Consider the following 16,545-nt stretch of genomic DNA (forward strand, 5'->3'; position numbering starts at 1 on the left):
ATGGCGAAGGAGAAGTTTGAGCGTAACAAGCCGCATGTGAACATCGGCACGATTGGTCATGTTGACCATGGTAAGACGACGCTGACGGCTGCGATTACGAAGGTTTTGGCGACGACGGGTGGTGCGACGTTTACGGATTACGCTTCGATCGACAAGGCTCCTGAAGAGAAGGAGCGCGGTATCACGATCAACACGGCGCATGTTGAGTATGAGACGGAGAACCGTCACTACGCGCATGTGGACTGTCCTGGTCACGCTGACTACGTGAAGAACATGATCACGGGTGCTGCGCAGATGGACGGCGCGATTTTGGTTGTGAGTGCCGCCGATGGCCCGATGCCGCAGACGCGCGAGCATATTCTTCTGGCGCGCCAGGTTGGTGTTCCGGCGATCGTTGTTTACCTGAACAAGGTTGATCAGGTTGACGACGAGGAGCTTTTGGATCTTGTCGAGCTGGAGGTTCGCGAGCTTCTTTCGTCTTACGACTTCCCTGGCGACGACATTCCGATGGTTCGGGGCTCTGCGTTGGCAGCGATGGAGGACGGCGACCAGGCGACGGGCGCTGACTCGATCCTTGAGCTGATGCGCGAGGTCGATGCGTACATTCCGACACCTGAGCGCGCTGTTGACCGTCCGTTCCTGATGCCGATCGAGGATGTGTTCTCGATTTCGGGTCGAGGCACGGTTGTGACGGGCCGTGTTGAGCGAGGCCAGGTCAATGTCGGCGACGAGATTGAGATTGTCGGCATCAAGGACACGACGAAGACGGTTTGCACGGGTGTTGAGATGTTCCGCAAGCTTCTGGACAGCGGTCAGGCTGGCGACAACATCGGCGTTCTGTTGCGCGGCACGAAGCGCGACGAGGTCGAGCGCGGCCAGGTTCTGGCGAAGCCGGGCACGATCACGCCGCACACGAAGTTCAAGGCCGAGACGTATGTTCTGACGAAAGAGGAGGGCGGGCGTCACACGCCGTTCTTCACGAACTACCGTCCGCAGTTCTACTTCCGCACGACGGACGTTACGGGCCACGTGATGCTGCCTGAAGGTGTCGAGATGGTGATGCCTGGCGACAACATCACGATGGATGTTGAGCTGATCGCGCCGATCGCGATGGACGAAGGCCTGAGGTTCGCGATCCGCGAAGGCGGCCGCACCGTCGGCGCCGGCGTCGTCGCGCAGATCGTCGAGTAAGGTAGGAGATAACGCCTGACCGTGTTTAGGAGTGTAGCTCAATTGGTAGAGCACCGGTCTCCAAAACCGGGGGCTGTAGGTTCGAGTCCTACCACTCCTGCCAGGTGACAGGGTTGGTGGCGCCGGTCCGAAAAGGACCTGGCGCCACCGTTGATGTAGAGGATGTGACGTTCATGGCGAAGACATCGCCGGTCGAGTTTGTCCGTCAGGTTCGCCAGGAAGCCAGCAAGGTTACCTGGCCGACCCGCAAGGAGACGCTGATTACCACCGCGACCGTGCTGGCCATGGTCGTGCTGGTGGCGCTGTTCTTCTTCTTGATCGACCAGTTCTTCGCCTGGGGCGTCAAGGCGATTTTGGGACTTGGAAACTAAGCGCATGGCGCACCGTTGGTACATCGTGCATTGCTACTCCGGCTTCGAGAAGAAGGTCGCGCAGTCGATTCAGGAGCAGGCATTGCAGCAGGGCCTTGAGGACATGTTCGAAAATGTCCTCGTGCCGTCCGAAGAGGTCGTCGAAATGCGCGGCGGCAAGAAAGTCTCGTCGGAGCGCCGGTTTTTTCCGGGCTACGTCCTCGTGCGCATGGACATGACCGATCAGACGTGGCACTTGGTGCGCAACACGCCGAAGGTGACGGGTTTCCTGGGCAGCGGCCAAAAGCCGACGCCGATCCCCGATCACGAGGCCGAGCGCGTCATGAGCCAGGTTCAAGAGGGGGTCGAACGGCCGCGTCCGTCGATCACTTATGAGATCGGTGAGACCGTCAGGGTCGCCGACGGACCGTTCACGTCGTTCAACGGCACGGTTCAGGAAGTCGACGAGGAGCGCGCCAGGTTGAAGGTCGCGGTGTCGATTTTCGGTCGCGCGACGCCGGTGGAACTGGAATACACACAGGTCGAAAAGACCTGACAAACAGATGGACCGACCCCGTTAGGCGCGGTCCGGACACAGGGTAAGACGAGAAATGGCGAAGAAAGTCGCAGGATACATCAAGCTGACGGTGCCGGCCGGACAGGCCAACCCGTCGCCGCCGATCGGCCCGGCGCTGGGCCAACGTGGTCTGAACATCGTCGAGTTCACCAAGGCGTTCAACGCGGCGACCCAGGACCACGATCCCGGCACGCCGCTGCCGACCGTGATCACGGCCTATCAGGACCGGACCTTCTCGTTCATCACCAAGACGCCGCCGGCAAGTTGGTACATCAAGAAGGCGGCCAAGCTGGAGAAGGGTAATGGTGAGACGGGGCGGACCGACCCCATCGGCAAGATCACCATCGCGCAGGTGCGCGAGATCGCCGAAGCCAAGATGCCGGATCTGAACGCCAACGACATCGACGGCGCTTCGGAGATCATCAAGGGTTCGGCGCGTTCCATGGGCGTCGAGGTAGTGGAGTAGACCATGTCGAAAGAAGGCAAACGCCATAGCGACGCCGCCAAGACCGTCGACCGCGAGCACCTCTATACGCTGGATGAAGCGGTCAAGCTGGTGAAGGAAAATGCCAAGGCGAAGTTTGACGAGACGATCGAGCTGTCGGTCAACCTGAACGTCGATCCGCGCCACGCCGACCAGATGGTGCGCGGTGTCGTCGATCTGCCCCATGGCAGTGGCAAGTCGATCCGGGTCGCCGTCTTCGCCAAGGGCGACAAGGCCGAAGAGGCGAAGAACGCGGGCGCCGACCTCGTTGGCGCCGAGGACCTTGCCGAGAGTATTCAAAAGGGCGAGATCGACTTTGACCGGTGCATCGCGACGCCGGACATGATGGCGGTCGTCGGCCGGCTGGGCAAAATCCTGGGTCCCCGCGGCCTGATGCCCAACCCGAAGCTCGGCACCGTGACGCCGGATGTCGCGGGCGCCGTCGGTTCGGCCAAGGCAGGCCAGGTGGAGTACCGCGTCGAGAAGGCCGGCATCATTCACGCCGGCGTCGGCAAGGCGAGCTTTTCCGAGGAGAACATCTTCGAGAACGCCAAGGCGCTTATGGACGCGGTGATCAAGGCCAAGCCCAGCGCTGTTAAGGGAACGTACATGAAGCGCGTGACGCTCAGCTCGACCATGGGTCCCGGTGTCAAGATCGACCCGGTGAGCCTGCAGCCGAGCGCCGCGTAGGAGTTTGAATTCGGCGGCTTCGGCCGCTGACAGCGCCGCTTGTTAGAGGTGGCGCGCCCCCTGTCCGAGATTGCCGGTGACCTCAGGGTCTTAAGGGCTTCGGCCGCCGACATGAGACGGGAGACGAGACCGAATGTCGTGCCGGGATTACCCGGCAGGTCGGATGGGTCTGACTTCCGGGGCAGGTCGTAACCCCGGTCCTTTTCGAAGGATCGGAATTCGTGTGAACCGGCCTGGTATCGGGAGTGTGTCCCGACCGGCCCAACCCCCGGAGGAATCCGTGGAACGGGCAAGAAAAGAAGACATCGTCAACCAGCTCAACAGCGATATCGGTAGTGCCGAAATGGTTGTTGTCACGCGCCACGAAGGTCTGACGGTGGCCGAAGCGACGGAACTCAGACGCGCCATGCGCGCTTCGGGCACGTCGTTCCGCGTCACCAAAAATCGGCTGGCGTTGCGTGCGTTGGACGGCACGACCTTTGAAGGCTTGAGCAAGCTCTTCACGGGACCGACCGCCGTCGCCTGTTCCGACGACCCGGTTGCAGCGGCCAAGGCGGCCGTCGATTTTGCCAAGAAGAACGAGAAGCTGATCGTTCTTGGCGGCCAGATGGGCGAACGCGAGCTGGATGCATCCGAGGTCGAACAGTTGGCCAAGCTGCCGTCGCTCGATGAGCTGCGCGGCACAATCGTTGGTCTCTTGCAGGCACCCGCGACCAAGATCGCGATGGTTCTGCAGGCGCCGGCCGGTCAACTGGCTCGGGTTTTTGGGGCCTATGGGCAGACGGAAGGCGACAGCGCCGCCGATGCCGAAGCCGGTTCCTGAACCCGTTGTCGCAAACAGAATTGATTTTGCAGGAGAAGACCCATGGCTGATCTGGAAAAACTGGCTGATGACCTGTCGTCGCTGACGGTGTTGGAAGCCGCCGAGTTGAGCAAGATGCTCGAAGAGAAGTGGGGCGTCAGCGCCGCGGCGCCGGTTGCCGTTGCCGCCGCCCCCGGTGCCGCCGCCCCGGGCGAGGCTGCCGAAGAGAAGACCGATTTCGACGTTATCTTGGCCAGCTTTGGCGAGAAGAAGATCAACGTCATTAAGGAAGTCCGTGCGATCACGGGACTGGGCCTGAAAGAGGCCAAGGACCTGGTCGAAGGCGCGCCCAAGCCGGTCAAGGAGGGCGTGGCGAAGGAAGAGGCCGAAGAGATCAAGAAACAGCTCGAAGAAGCTGGCGCGACGGTCGAGGTCAAGTAAGACCGGTGACTGGCCCAGTCTCCCGTTCCGGAGAGACATCGCGGCCCGTTGCCTGTCGCCGTACAGGACGCGGCCGCTGATGCGCCCGGGTGCAGCGATGCACCAGGGGGTATCGGCGCGCCGCGCCTGCGGCGTCTGAACAGGTGGTGATCCGCTTGGCCGTTGTGGTCAGGCGGCATGATGAAGAATAACGAAGGTGCATAAAGACATGGCGCAGAGCTTGACTGGACGTTCGCGACCCCGCCGCAATTTCGGCCGTATCCCTCCGGTGATCGATATGCCGAACTTGATCGAGGTCCAGCGGAACTCCTATGACCAGTTCCTGAACTTTGAAGGCACCGAGCAGGACAAAAAGGAAAGCGGCCTGCAGGCGGTCTTTGAGTCGGTGTTCCCGATCAAGGATTTTTCCGACCGCGCCGAACTCCACTTTGTCCGCTACGAGTTCGAAGACCCGAAATACGATGTCGACGAATGTCAGCAACGCGGCATGACCTATGCGGCCCCGCTCAAGGTCACGCTGCAGCTGTGGATCTTCGACGTCGATGAGGAGATCAAGAAGCGCGACGTCCGCGACATCAAGGAGCAGGACGTCTACATGGGCGACATGCCGCTGATGACCGACAAGGGTACGTTCATCATCAACGGCACCGAGCGCGTCATCGTCAGCCAGATGCACCGTTCACCCGGCGTTTTCTTCGACCACGACAAGGGCAAGACCCATTCGTCGGGCAAGTACTTGTTTGCCGCCCGCGTGATTCCCTATCGCGGCTCCTGGCTTGACTTTGAGTTCGACGCCAAGGACATCGTGCACGTGCGTATCGACCGCCGCCGCAAGCTGCCGGCGACGACGATGCTCTATGCGCTCGGCCTGACGACAGACGAGATCTTCAAGACATTCTATGAGACCCGGACCTACGTCCGGACCAAGAAGGGTTGGACCGTGCCGTTCGACAGCGAGCGCGCGCTGGGCACCAAGCTCTCCGCCGACCTGGTCAACGCCAAGGACGGCAAGGTCGCGGCCAAGGCTGGCACCAAGCTGACCCGCCTGCAGCTCAAGAAGCTGGCGGAGGCCGGTCTGACCAAGCAGTTGGTCGGCGACGAGGCGCTGATTGGCCGCTACATGGCCGATGACCTAATCGATGAATCGTCTGGCGAGATTTTTGTCGAAGCCGGTGACGAGATCGACGAGGAGCTGCTCGAGAAGCTCAACGAGCTCGGCATCAACGAGTTGCCGACTCTCGACATCGACCACGTCAATGTCGGGCCCTATATCCGCAACACGCTGGCGGTCGATAAGAGCTCGAACCGCGAAGAGGCGCTGTTTGAGATCTACCGCGTCATGCGTCCGGGCGAGCCGCCGACGATCGACACGGCGGAGACTCTCTTTAAGGGCCTGTTCTTCGACTCCGAGCGTTACGATCTCTCAGCCGTCGGCCGCGTCAAGATGAACGCGCGGCTGGGCCTGGAGCACGACGAGACGCTGCGCGTTCTGACGCGTGACGACATCATGAGCGTGCTGACCACCCTGGTCGAGTTGAAGGACGGCAAGGGCGATATCGACGATATCGACCACCTGGGCAACCGGCGCGTCCGCTCGGTCGGCGAGCTCTTGGAGAACCAGTACCGCATGGGCTTGCTGCGCATGGAACGCGCGATCCGCGAGCGCATGAGCCTGGTCGAGCTGGACAGCGTCATGCCGCACGACCTGATCAACGCCAAGCCGGCGGCAGCGGCGGTGCGCGAATTCTTCGGTTCGTCCCAGCTCAGCCAGTTCATGGACCAGACCAACCCGCTGTCGGAGATCACCCATAAACGGCGCCTGTCAGCGCTTGGCCCGGGTGGCCTGACCCGCGAGCGCGCCGGTTTCGAGGTGCGCGACGTGCATCCGACCCACTATGGCCGGATCTGTCCGATCGAGACGCCGGAAGGCCCGAACATCGGCCTGATCAACAGCCTGGCGACCTTCGCCGAGGTCAACAAGTACGGCTTCATCGAGAGCCCCTATCGCAAGGTCGAGAACGGCCGCGTGACCGAAGAGGTCGTCTATCTGACGGCCATGGAGGAGGGCCGCTACACGATCGCCCAGGCCAACGCCGAACTGGATCCCAAGGGCAAGTTCAAGCAGGACCTGGTGTCGTGCCGGCGCAACGGCGAGTTCGTGGTTGCCACGCCCGACACCGTCGACATGATTGACGTGTCGCCCAAGCAGCTTGTCTCGGTCGCCGCGTCGCTGATCCCGTTCCTGGAGAACGACGACGCCAACCGCGCGCTGATGGGCTCCAACATGCAGCGTCAGGCGGTGCCGCTGATCCGCGCCGAGGCGCCGGTCGTCGGTACCGGCATGGAAGACGTGGTGGCCCGTGACTCCGGCGCCACCATCGTGGCGCGCCGCGGCGGCGTGGTCGACCAGGTCGATGCCGAGCGTATCGTCGTTCGCGTCAGCGACGACGAAGCCAAGGACTCGGTCGGCGTCGATATCTACACGCTCGCCAAGTTCCAGCGTTCGAACCAGAACACCTGCATCACCCAGCGGCCTCTGGTGAAAGTGGGCGAGAAGGTGAAGCAGGGCGACATCCTGGGCGACGGTCCGTCGACCGAGCGCGGTGAACTGGCGCTCGGCCGCAACGTGCTGTGCGCGTTCATGCCGTGGAACGGCTATAACTTCGAGGACTCGATCCTGATCTCCGAGCGCATGGTGCGCGATGACGTCTTCACCTCGATCCACATCGAGGAGTTTGAGGTCATGGCCCGCGACACCAAGCTGGGCCAGGAAGAGATCACCCGCGACATCCCGAATGTCGGCGAGGAAGCGCTGAAGAACCTGGACGAGGCCGGCATTGTCTATATCGGTGCCGATGTCGAGGCCGGTGACATTCTGGTCGGCAAGATCACGCCGAAGGGCGAGAGCCCGATGACGCCGGAAGAAAAACTGCTGCGCGCCATCTTCGGCGAGAAGGCGTCGGACGTGCGTGACACCTCGTTGCGCGTGCCGCCGGGCGGTCAGGGTACGGTCGTCGAGGTTCGGGTGTTCTCGCGCCGCGGCGTCGACAAGGACGAGCGTGCGCTGGCGATCGAGCGTGAAGAAATCGAGCGTCTGGCGAAGGATCGCGATGACGAACGCGCGATCATCGACCGCAACACCTATGGCCGTCTGCGTGACATTCTGGACGGCAAGAAGGTGACCAAGGGTCCGAAGGGCATCGAGGTCGGCGACACCGTCTCCGACAAGACGCTGGAGCCCCTGTCCCATGGCCAGTGGTGGCAGATCGTCGTCGATGACGAAGGCGTCATGACCTCGGTCGAGGACCTGAAGGCGCAGTTCGACGCGGCGGTCGCGGAGATCGAGAAGCGCTTCGAGAACAAGGTCGAGAAGCTGCAGCAGGGCGACGAACTGCCGCCGGGCGTCTTGAAGATGGTCAAGGTGTTCGTGGCCGTGAAGCGCAAGCTGCAGGCCGGCGACAAGATGGCCGGCCGTCACGGCAACAAGGGCGTCATCTCGCGCATCGTGCCGGTCGAGGACATGCCTCATCTGGAGGACGGCACGCCGGTCGACGTCGTGCTCAATCCGCTGGGCGTGCCGAGCCGCATGAATGTCGGCCAGATCCTGGAGACCCATCTGGGCTGGGCGGCGGCCGGTGTCGGCCGGCGTATCGGCCAGATGGTCGACAGCATCCAGAGCGGCGTGGCGTTGGAAGGCGATAAGCCGGCAACGCCGGCGCAGTTGCGCTCCCTGCTGGGCGATGTCTACGGCGAGAGCGGCAAGGACGGTGTGGTCACCAAGCTGTCCGATACCGACACCTTGGAACTGGGCAACGATCTCAGGAGTGGCGTGCCGATGGCGACGCCGGTCTTCGACGGCGCCCACGAACAGGACATCGCGCATCTCTTGGAGCTGGCCGGTTTTGACAAGTCCGGTCAGGAGGTGCTGGTCGACGGACGTACTGGCGAACCATTCGACCGCCGCGTCACGGTCGGCCACCTCTATATCCTGAAGCTGCACCATCTGGTGGACGATAAGATCCACGCCCGTTCGATCGGTCCCTACAGCCTGGTTACCCAGCAGCCGTTGGGCGGCAAGGCGCAGTTCGGCGGCCAGCGCTTCGGCGAGATGGAGGTGTGGGCGCTTCAGGCTTACGGCGCCGCGCACACGCTGCAGGAGATGCTGACGGTCAAGTCCGACGACGTGGCCGGACGCACGCGTGTTTATGAGTCCATCGTGAAGGGCGATCACAACTTCGAGGCGGGTATCCCCGAGAGCTTCAACGTTCTCGTCAAGGAGATGCAGGCCCTGGGTCTGAATGTGGAGCTGCAGCAATCAAGCTGAGCCGACGCGACGACCCGGGATCAACGCCAAGAAGATAGGTAAAGGAGAACGACATGAACGAGTTGATGCGAATCTTCGGCCAGGTGAGCGGACCGCAGAGCTTCGATCATATCAAGATCTCTATCGCCAGCCCGGAGAAGATCCGCTCCTGGTCCTATGGCGAAGTCAAGAAGCCCGAGACCATCAACTACCGTACCTTCAAGCCGGAGCGTGACGGCCTTTTCTGCGCGCGTATCTTCGGTCCGATCAAGGACTACGAATGCCTGTGCGGTAAGTACAAACGCATGAAGTACAAGGGCATCGTGTGCGAGAAGTGCGGCGTCGAGGTCATCAAGTCCTCGGTTCGTCGCGAGCGCATGGGCCATATCGAGCTGGCCGCGCCGGTCGCCCATATCTGGTTTCTGAAGTCGCTGCCCTCGCGCATCGGCTTGCTCCTCGATATGACCTTGAAGGAGCTGGAGCGGGTTCTCTATTTCGAGAACTACATCGTCGTCGATGCCGGTCTGACGCCTTTGGAAGAAGGCCAGCTGATGACCGAGGAGCAGTACTACGACGCCGTTGACGAGTATGGCGAAGATGCGTTCTCGGCCAGCATCGGCGCCGAGGCGGTCCGTGACATCCTCAAGAAGATTGACATGGAGGACGAGCGCGAGTTCCTGCGCACCGAGCTTGCCGAAACCGGCTCCGAGGCCAAGCGCAAGAAGATCGTCAAGCGCCTGAAGCTGATCGAGACCTTCATCGAGTCCGGCAACCGTCCGGAATGGATGATCCTGGAAGTCATTCCGGTCATCCCGCCGGAACTGCGCCCGCTGGTGCCGCTCGATGGCGGCCGGTTCGCGACGTCGGACCTGAACGATCTCTATCGCCGCGTCATCAACCGCAACAACCGCCTGAAGCGCCTCATTGAGCTGCGTGCGCCCGATATCATCGTGCGCAACGAAAAGCGCATGTTGCAGGAAGCCGTCGATGCGCTGTTCGACAACGGCCGCCGCGGCCGTGTCATCACCGGCGCCAACAAGCGTCCGCTGCGTTCGCTCTCCGACATGTTGAAGGGCAAGCAGGGCCGCTTCCGCCAGAACCTGCTGGGCAAACGCGTCGATTACTCCGGCCGTTCGGTTATCGTTGTCGGTCCGGAACTCAAGCTGCATCAGTGCGGCCTGCCCAAGAAGATGGCGCTCGAGCTCTTCAAGCCGTTCATCTATTCGAAGCTTGAGATGTACGGCAAGGCGCCGACCATCAAGGCCGCCAAGCGGCTGGTCGAGAAGGAGCGTCCGGAGGTCTGGGATATCCTGGAAGAGGTTATCCGCGAGCATCCGGTCCTGTTGAACCGCGCGCCGACGCTGCACAGGCTCGGCATCCAGGCGTTCGAGCCGGTGCTGATCGAAGGCAAAGCAATCCAGCTTCATCCGCTGGTTTGCGCTGCCTTCAATGCCGACTTCGACGGCGACCAGATGGCCGTCCACGTGCCGCTGTCGATCGAGAGCCAGCTTGAGGCCCGCGTACTCATGATGTCGACCAACAACATCCTGAGCCCGGCCAACGGCAAGCCGATCATCGTGCCGTCGCAGGATATCGTCTTGGGCCTCTACGACATCACGATCGAGATGCCCGACGAGCCCGGCGAAGGCACCGTCTTCGGCAACATCGGCGAAATCGAGCATGCTCTGCAGGCCGGCGCCGTCACCATGCACGCCAAGATCAAGGCCCGCTACGAGGGCGTTGACGAGAACGGCGAGCCGATGACGTCCATCGTCGATACGACGCCGGGTCGCATGATGCTGTCGGAAGTTCTGCCGCGTCACCCACGCGTGTCGTTCGACCTGATCAACCGCGTGCTGACCAAGCGCGAGATCTCCGAGGTCATCGACGTGGTCTACCGCCACTGCGGTCAGAAGGAGACGGTTATCTTCTGCGACCGCGTCATGGCGCTTGGTTTCCATCACGCTTGCGATGCCGGCATTTCCTTCGGCAAGGACGACATGGTCATCCCGGAAGCCAAGGAGGAGCTGGTCCGCGACACCCAGGATCGGGTGCGCGAGTACGAGCAGCAGTACATGGACGGCGTCATCACCCAGGGCGAGAAGTACAACAAGGTGATCGATGCGTGGTCGCATTGCACCGACAAGGTCGCCGACGCCCTGATGGCGGGCCTCTCCAGCATGGAGGAGGTCGACGAGGCGACCGGCCGGCGCAAGGGGCTCAACCCGATCTATATGATGGCCCATTCCGGCGCCCGTGGTTCGGCGGCCCAGATCAAGCAGCTCGCCGGCATGCGTGGCCTGATGGCCAAACCGTCGGGCGAGATCATCGAGACGCCGATCACGTCGAACTTCAAGGAAGGCCTGACCGTGCTCGAGTACTTCAACTCGACCCACGGTGCCCGTAAGGGCCTGGCCGATACCGCCTTGAAGACGGCGAACTCCGGTTACCTGACCCGCCGTCTGGTCGATGTGGCGCAGGACTGCGTCATCATCGAAGAAGACTGCGGCACCGAGAACGGCCTGACGGTCGAGGCGGTGACCCAGGGGTCGGAGGAGATCGTGTCGCTGTCTGAGCGTGTGCTCGGCCGCTTCGCGCTCGACCCGATTGTCGACCAGGGCACGGAGGAAGTTATCGTCCAGCCCGGCGAGATGATCGAGGAACAGCATATGGCGGCCATCGAGGGCGCCGGGATCGAGCAGATCCGCATCCGCTCGGTGCTGACCTGCGAGAGCGAGATCGGCGTTTGCGGCATGTGCTATGGCCGTGACCTCGCGCGTGGCACGACGGTCAACATGGGCGAAGCGGTGGGTGTTATCGCGGCCCAGTCGATCGGCGAGCCGGGCACCCAGCTCACCATGCGGACCTTCCATATCGGTGGCACGGCCCAGCGCGGGTCGGAGAGTTCGTCGATTGAATCGGCCATTGACGGCAAGGCGACCATCGCCAACCCGCGCCTGGTCGAGGACGGCGAGGGCAACACCATCGTGCTTGGCCGCAACTGTGAGCTGATCCTGGTCGACCGTAAGGGCAACGAGCGTTCTCGTAACCGTCTGCCCTATGGTGCGCGTCTGCTGATCAAGGACGGCGAGAAGATCGGCAAGGGTGACACGCTGGCGCGTTGGGACCCCTATAACCTGCCGATCATCGCCGATCGTGACGGCGTCGTGAGCTATCAGGACCTGGTCGAGGGTATCTCGCTGAGGGAAATCACCGACGAGGCCAGCGGCATCTCCAACAAGGTCGTGATCGATTGGCGCCAGCAGCCCCGCGGTTCGGGTCTGCGCCCACGCATCGTCATGACGGACGAAAAAGGCGAGCCGATCATGGCGAGCGAGGAGCACGAAGCGAGCTTCGACCTCTCGGTCGACGCGATCCTGTCGGTCGATAACGGCGACAAGGTCCATGTCGGCGACGTCATCGCCCGTGTGCCCCGCGACTCCATCAAGACCCGCGACATCACCGGCGGTCTGCCGCGTGTTGCCGAACTGTTCGAGGCCAGGAAGCCGAAGGACCACGCCATCATCTCCGAGACCGATGGCTGGGTGCAGTTCGGTAAGGACTACAAGAACAAGCGCCGGGTCAACGTCAAGGAAGAGGGCGAGGACGGCGAGGTGCACGAGTATCTGCTGCCCAAGGGCAAGCATATTGCCGTCAACGACGGCGATTTCGTGCGCCGCGGCGATCCACTGATCGATGGCAGCCCCGTGCCCCACGATATCCTGCGGGTCATGGGCGTCGAGGCGTTGGCCAATTACCTGGTCAAGGAGATCCAGGAGGTCTATCGCCTGCAGGGCGTCAAGATCAACGACAAGCACATCGAGGTGATTTGCCGCCAGATGCTGCAGAAGGTCGAGATCGAGAAGCCCGGCGACACCACCTATCTGGTCGGCGAGCAGGTCGATCGGCGCGAGTTCGACCTGGTCAACCGCAAGGCTGGTGAGGAGGGCCTGGAGCCGGCGAAAGCCCAGCCTGTCCTACAGGGCATCACCAAGGCCAGCCTGCAGACCCAGTCGTTCATCTCGGCGGCCTCGTTCCAGGAGACCACCCGTGTCCTGACCGAGGCCTCGGTCGCCGGCAAGATCGACGATCTGATGGGGCTGAAGGAAAACGTCATCGTTGGCCGCCTGATTCCTGCCGGAACGGGCCGTGTCATGTCGCGTCTGCGCCGTCTGGAGGGCCTGGACGAGCAGGAGGCGGTCGAGGTCGACGAGGCGGCTTTGGAGGCCACCTTGCTCGATACGAGCGAGGCCCAGAGCGCCTGATCGAGGGGTTGTGGCGGGGGCCGGCTCAAGGCCGGTCCCCGACCCCGAAAATCCGCTCTTTTTCTTGGGTTTTCGTGTTGACCTCATATAGGCGCGTGACTATATTCCGCGCTCTCGCGGTGCCGGGGATTCGGTAACGTCGACCTATCCGCGAGCAGAACAAGCATACGCGATGATATCAGGCCTCGGGCGAAACGCCGTCTGAGCGGTTCGGGGCCGATGTTTTCGCGTGTTTACTGGTAGAAGAAAGAGGTTCGGTCCATGCCGACGGTGAATCAACTGGTTCGCAAGCCGCGTAAGGCGCGGCGCGCACGCAACAAGGTCCCCGCGCTGGAGGCCTGCCCGCAGAAGCGGGGCGTGTGCACGCGCGTCTATACGACGACCCCGAAGAAGCCGAATTCGGCCCTTCGTAAGGTCGCGCGCGTCCGGTTGACCAACGGTTTCGAGGTGTCGAGCTACATTCCCGGTGAGGGTCATAACCTTCAGGAGCATTCCGTGGTTCTGATCCGCGGCGGTCGCGTGAAGGACCTTCCGGGCGTACGCTATCACATCGTGCGCGGCACGCTTGACACCCAGGGCGTATCGAACCGCCGTCAGGGCCGTTCGAAATACGGCGCCAAGCGACCCAAATAAGGATCAGGACCGATGTCACGTCGTCGCGCAGCAGAAAAACGCCAGGTCCTACCGGATGCCGTCTTCGGCGATACCGTCCTGACCAAGTTCATGAACAGCCTGATGTATGACGGCAAGAAGTCCGTCACCGAGGGCATTGTTTATGGCGCGCTCGACCGGATCAAATCCAAGGTCGGCCAAGATCCCATCGAGGTCTTTCACCAGGCCTTGAACAATGTGAAGCCCGCGGTCGAGGTTCGCTCGCGGCGCGTCGGCGGCGCGACCTATCAGGTCCCCGTCGAGGTGAGAAACGACAGACAACAGGCTCTCGCCATTCGTTGGCTGATCGGCGCCGCGCGCGCCCGGTCGGAAACAACGATGGTCGACCGCCTTTCCAACGAGCTTATGGACGCCGCGCAGCAGCGAGGTTCGGCGGTCAAAAAGCGCGAAGACACACACCGCATGGCAGAGGCGAACAAGGCGTTCTCGCATTACCGCTGGTAACGGCTGAACACCTCCCGCGCTGCTGGTAACCCGGGGCCAGCGGGCCCCAAGGACGAGCAAGACGATGGCACGCACGCAACCACTCGAGCGTTATCGCAATATCGGCATCATGGCCCACATCGATGCCGGCAAGACGACGACCACCGAGCGTATTCTCTACTACACCGGCCGCTCCCATAAGATCGGCGAGGTCCATGAAGGCACAGCCACCATGGACTGGATGGAGCAGGAGCAAGAGCGCGGCATTACGATCACGTCGGCGGCGACCACCGCGTCGTGGCGTGACTACCGCGTCAACATCATCGACACGCCCGGCCACGTCGACTTCACCATCGAGGTCGAGCGTTCGCTGCGCGTGCTTGATGGCGCGGTCGCCGTCTTTGACTCGGTCGCCGGCGTCGAGCCGCAGTCCGAGACCGTCTGGCGTCAGGCCGATAAATACAGCGTACCGCGCATTTGCTTCGTCAATAAAATGGATCGCATCGGCGCCGACTTCTATCGCTGCGTCGACATGATCGAAGACCGCTTCGGCGTCGTTCCGGCAGTTCTCCAGCTTCCGATCGGCGCCGAAGCTGATTTTGTCGGTGTGGTCGACCTGGTGAAGATGAAGGGCGTCGTCTGGCAGGACGACAGCCTGGGTGCCAAGTTCGACGAAGTCGACATCCCCGACGACCTTCAGGAGCAGGCCGCGAGTTATCGCGAGAAGCTGCTGGAAACCGTCGTTGAAATGGACGACGACGTTCTGGAAGCCTATCTGGGCGGCGAAGAGCCGGACGAGGAGACGCTGCGCCGTTGCATTCGCGCGGGCACGTTGGAGCACAAGTTCGTGCCGATTCTCCTGGGTACAGCGTTCAAGAACAAGGGCGTGCAGCCTTTGCTGGATGCGGTCGTCGACTTCCTGCCGTCGCCGCTGGACGTACCGGCGATCAAGGGCATTGACGTCAAGACCGAAGAGCAGGACGAACGTCCGAGCACTGACGACGCGCCGTTTGCCGCGCTCGCCTTCAAGGTCATGGCCGACAAGTATGTGGGAACGCTGACCTTCGCGCGTGTCTATTCCGGCGTCATCAAGGCCGGCGATCAGATGCTGAACGCGGTCAAGGACTCCAAGCAGCGCGTTGGCCGCATGCTTCTCATGCATGCCAATAGCCGTGAGGACATCCAGGAAGCGCGCGCCGGCGATATCATCGCGTTCTGTGGCCTGAAGGGCACGACGACCGGTGACACGCTGTGCGATCCGGCCAAGGCGATCATTCTGGAGCGTATGGAGTTCCCGGATCCCGTTATCGAGGTCGCCGTCGAGCCGAAGACCAAGGCCGACCACGACAAGATGGGTGTGGCGCTTGCGCGTCTGGCTGACGAGGATCCGTCCTTCCGGGTCGGCAGCGACGAAGAGTCGGGTCAGACGATCATCAGGGGCATGGGCGAACTGCACCTTGAGATCATCGTCGACCGCATGAAGCGCGAGTTCAGTGTCGAGGCCAATGTCGGTGCACCGCAGGTCGCCTATCGCGAGACCATCACGCGCGAAGCCGATATCGACTATACGCATAAGAAGCAGACCGGTGGCGCCGGCCAGTTCGCCCGTATCAAGGCGACCTTCGGCCCGGCCGAGCCCGGCGCCGGCTTCGAGTTCGAGAACAAGGTGACCGGCGGCAACATTCCGCGCGAGTACATCCCGTCGATCCAGTCGGGTATCGCGGCGGCTAGTTCGACAGGCGTGATTGCCGGTTTCCCGATGATCGACTTCAAGGTGGTCGTCTTTGACGGCGCCTATCATGAGGTGGACTCCAGCGCCATGGCGTTCGAGACCGCCGCGCGCGCGGCGTTCCGCGAGGGTGTGGCCAAGGCTGGCCCGCAGCTTTTGGAGCCGGTCATGAAGGTCGAGGTCGTGACACCCGAAGAGCATATGGGCGACGTCATCGGCGACCTGAACAGCCGCCGTGGTCAGATCCAGGGCATGGAGCCGCGTGGTAATGCCCAGGTCGTACGCGCCAAGGTGCCGTTGGCAACCATGTTCGGTTACGTCAACGACCTGCGTTCGATGTCCCAGGGCCGCGCGACCTACACGATGCATTTCGACTGTTATGAGGCGGTGCCTCAAATGGTCTCTGAGGAGCTCAAGGCGAACCTCGCCTGAGCTCCTTACTTATTGGACAAGCTTTAGCCGAACGGAACGAGAGATATGGCGAAGGAGAAGTTTGAGCGTAACAAGCCGCATGTGAACATCGGCACGATTGGTCATGTTGACCATGGTAAGACGACGCTGACGGCTGCGATTACGAAGGTTTTGGCGACGACGGGTGGTGCGACGTTTACGGATTAC

The 16,545-nt window shown here is 62.1% G+C and carries 12 protein-coding genes, 1 tRNA gene and 1 pseudogene; all 14 read left to right on the forward strand.

Features of this window, described 5'->3' with window-relative positions; genetic code table 11:
- Nucleotides 1-1,191, forward strand: coding sequence for an elongation factor Tu (gene tuf / locus AAF563_23710; GenBank protein MEM7124307.1), 1,191 nt, complete (start codon nt 1-3; stop codon nt 1,189-1,191).
- Between the two features lie 27 nt (nt 1,192-1,218).
- Nucleotides 1,219-1,294 (forward strand) — tRNA-Trp (locus AAF563_23715).
- Nucleotides 1,295-1,364: 70 nt separating this feature from the next.
- Nucleotides 1,365-1,562: a preprotein translocase subunit SecE gene (gene secE / locus AAF563_23720; protein ID MEM7124308.1), complete on the forward strand. Its 198-nt coding sequence runs from the start codon at nt 1,365-1,367 to the stop codon at nt 1,560-1,562.
- Between the two features lie 4 nt (nt 1,563-1,566).
- A complete protein-coding gene (gene nusG, locus AAF563_23725) occupies nt 1,567-2,097 on the forward strand; it encodes a transcription termination/antitermination protein NusG (protein MEM7124309.1) in 531 nt (176 codons plus the stop codon).
- A 55-nt stretch (nt 2,098-2,152) separates the two neighbouring features.
- On the forward strand, nt 2,153-2,584 hold the full coding sequence (gene rplK, locus AAF563_23730; protein ID MEM7124310.1) for a 50S ribosomal protein L11: 432 nt from the start codon (nt 2,153-2,155) through the stop codon (nt 2,582-2,584).
- Nucleotides 2,585-2,587: 3 nt separating this feature from the next.
- A complete protein-coding gene (gene rplA / locus AAF563_23735) occupies nt 2,588-3,292 on the forward strand; it encodes a 50S ribosomal protein L1 (GenBank protein ID MEM7124311.1) in 705 nt (234 codons plus the stop codon).
- 280 nt (nt 3,293-3,572) lie between these two features.
- Nucleotides 3,573-4,115, forward strand: a complete 543-nt coding sequence (rplJ, locus tag AAF563_23740; protein ID MEM7124312.1) for a 50S ribosomal protein L10 — start codon at nt 3,573-3,575, stop codon at nt 4,113-4,115.
- 42 nt (nt 4,116-4,157) lie between these two features.
- Nucleotides 4,158-4,535, forward strand: coding sequence for a 50S ribosomal protein L7/L12 (rplL, locus tag AAF563_23745; GenBank protein MEM7124313.1), 378 nt, complete (start codon nt 4,158-4,160; stop codon nt 4,533-4,535).
- Nucleotides 4,536-4,743: 208 nt separating this feature from the next.
- Nucleotides 4,744-8,859, forward strand: coding sequence for a DNA-directed RNA polymerase subunit beta (gene rpoB, locus AAF563_23750; protein MEM7124314.1), 4,116 nt, complete (start codon nt 4,744-4,746; stop codon nt 8,857-8,859).
- A gap of 53 nt (nt 8,860-8,912) precedes the next feature.
- Nucleotides 8,913-13,007 (forward strand): annotated as a pseudogene (rpoC, locus tag AAF563_23755) (DNA-directed RNA polymerase subunit beta').
- A gap of 357 nt (nt 13,008-13,364) precedes the next feature.
- The gene (rpsL, locus tag AAF563_23760; protein ID MEM7124315.1) at nt 13,365-13,736 is read left to right on the forward strand and encodes a 30S ribosomal protein S12; all 372 of its coding nucleotides are present in this window, start codon (nt 13,365-13,367) and stop codon (nt 13,734-13,736) included.
- Between the two features lie 12 nt (nt 13,737-13,748).
- A complete protein-coding gene (rpsG, locus tag AAF563_23765; protein MEM7124316.1) occupies nt 13,749-14,219 on the forward strand; it encodes a 30S ribosomal protein S7 in 471 nt (156 codons plus the stop codon).
- 64 nt (nt 14,220-14,283) lie between these two features.
- Nucleotides 14,284-16,359: an elongation factor G gene (fusA, locus tag AAF563_23770; protein MEM7124317.1), complete on the forward strand. Its 2,076-nt coding sequence runs from the start codon at nt 14,284-14,286 to the stop codon at nt 16,357-16,359.
- 45 nt (nt 16,360-16,404) lie between these two features.
- Nucleotides 16,405-16,545, forward strand: a 141-nt coding sequence (locus AAF563_23775) for a GTP-binding protein (protein MEM7124318.1), incomplete at its 3' end; no start/stop codon positions are given.

The sequence above is a fragment of the Pseudomonadota bacterium genome, from assembly GCA_039028155.1.
In the GTDB taxonomy this organism is placed as follows: Bacteria; Pseudomonadota; Alphaproteobacteria; order SP197; family SP197; genus JANQGO01.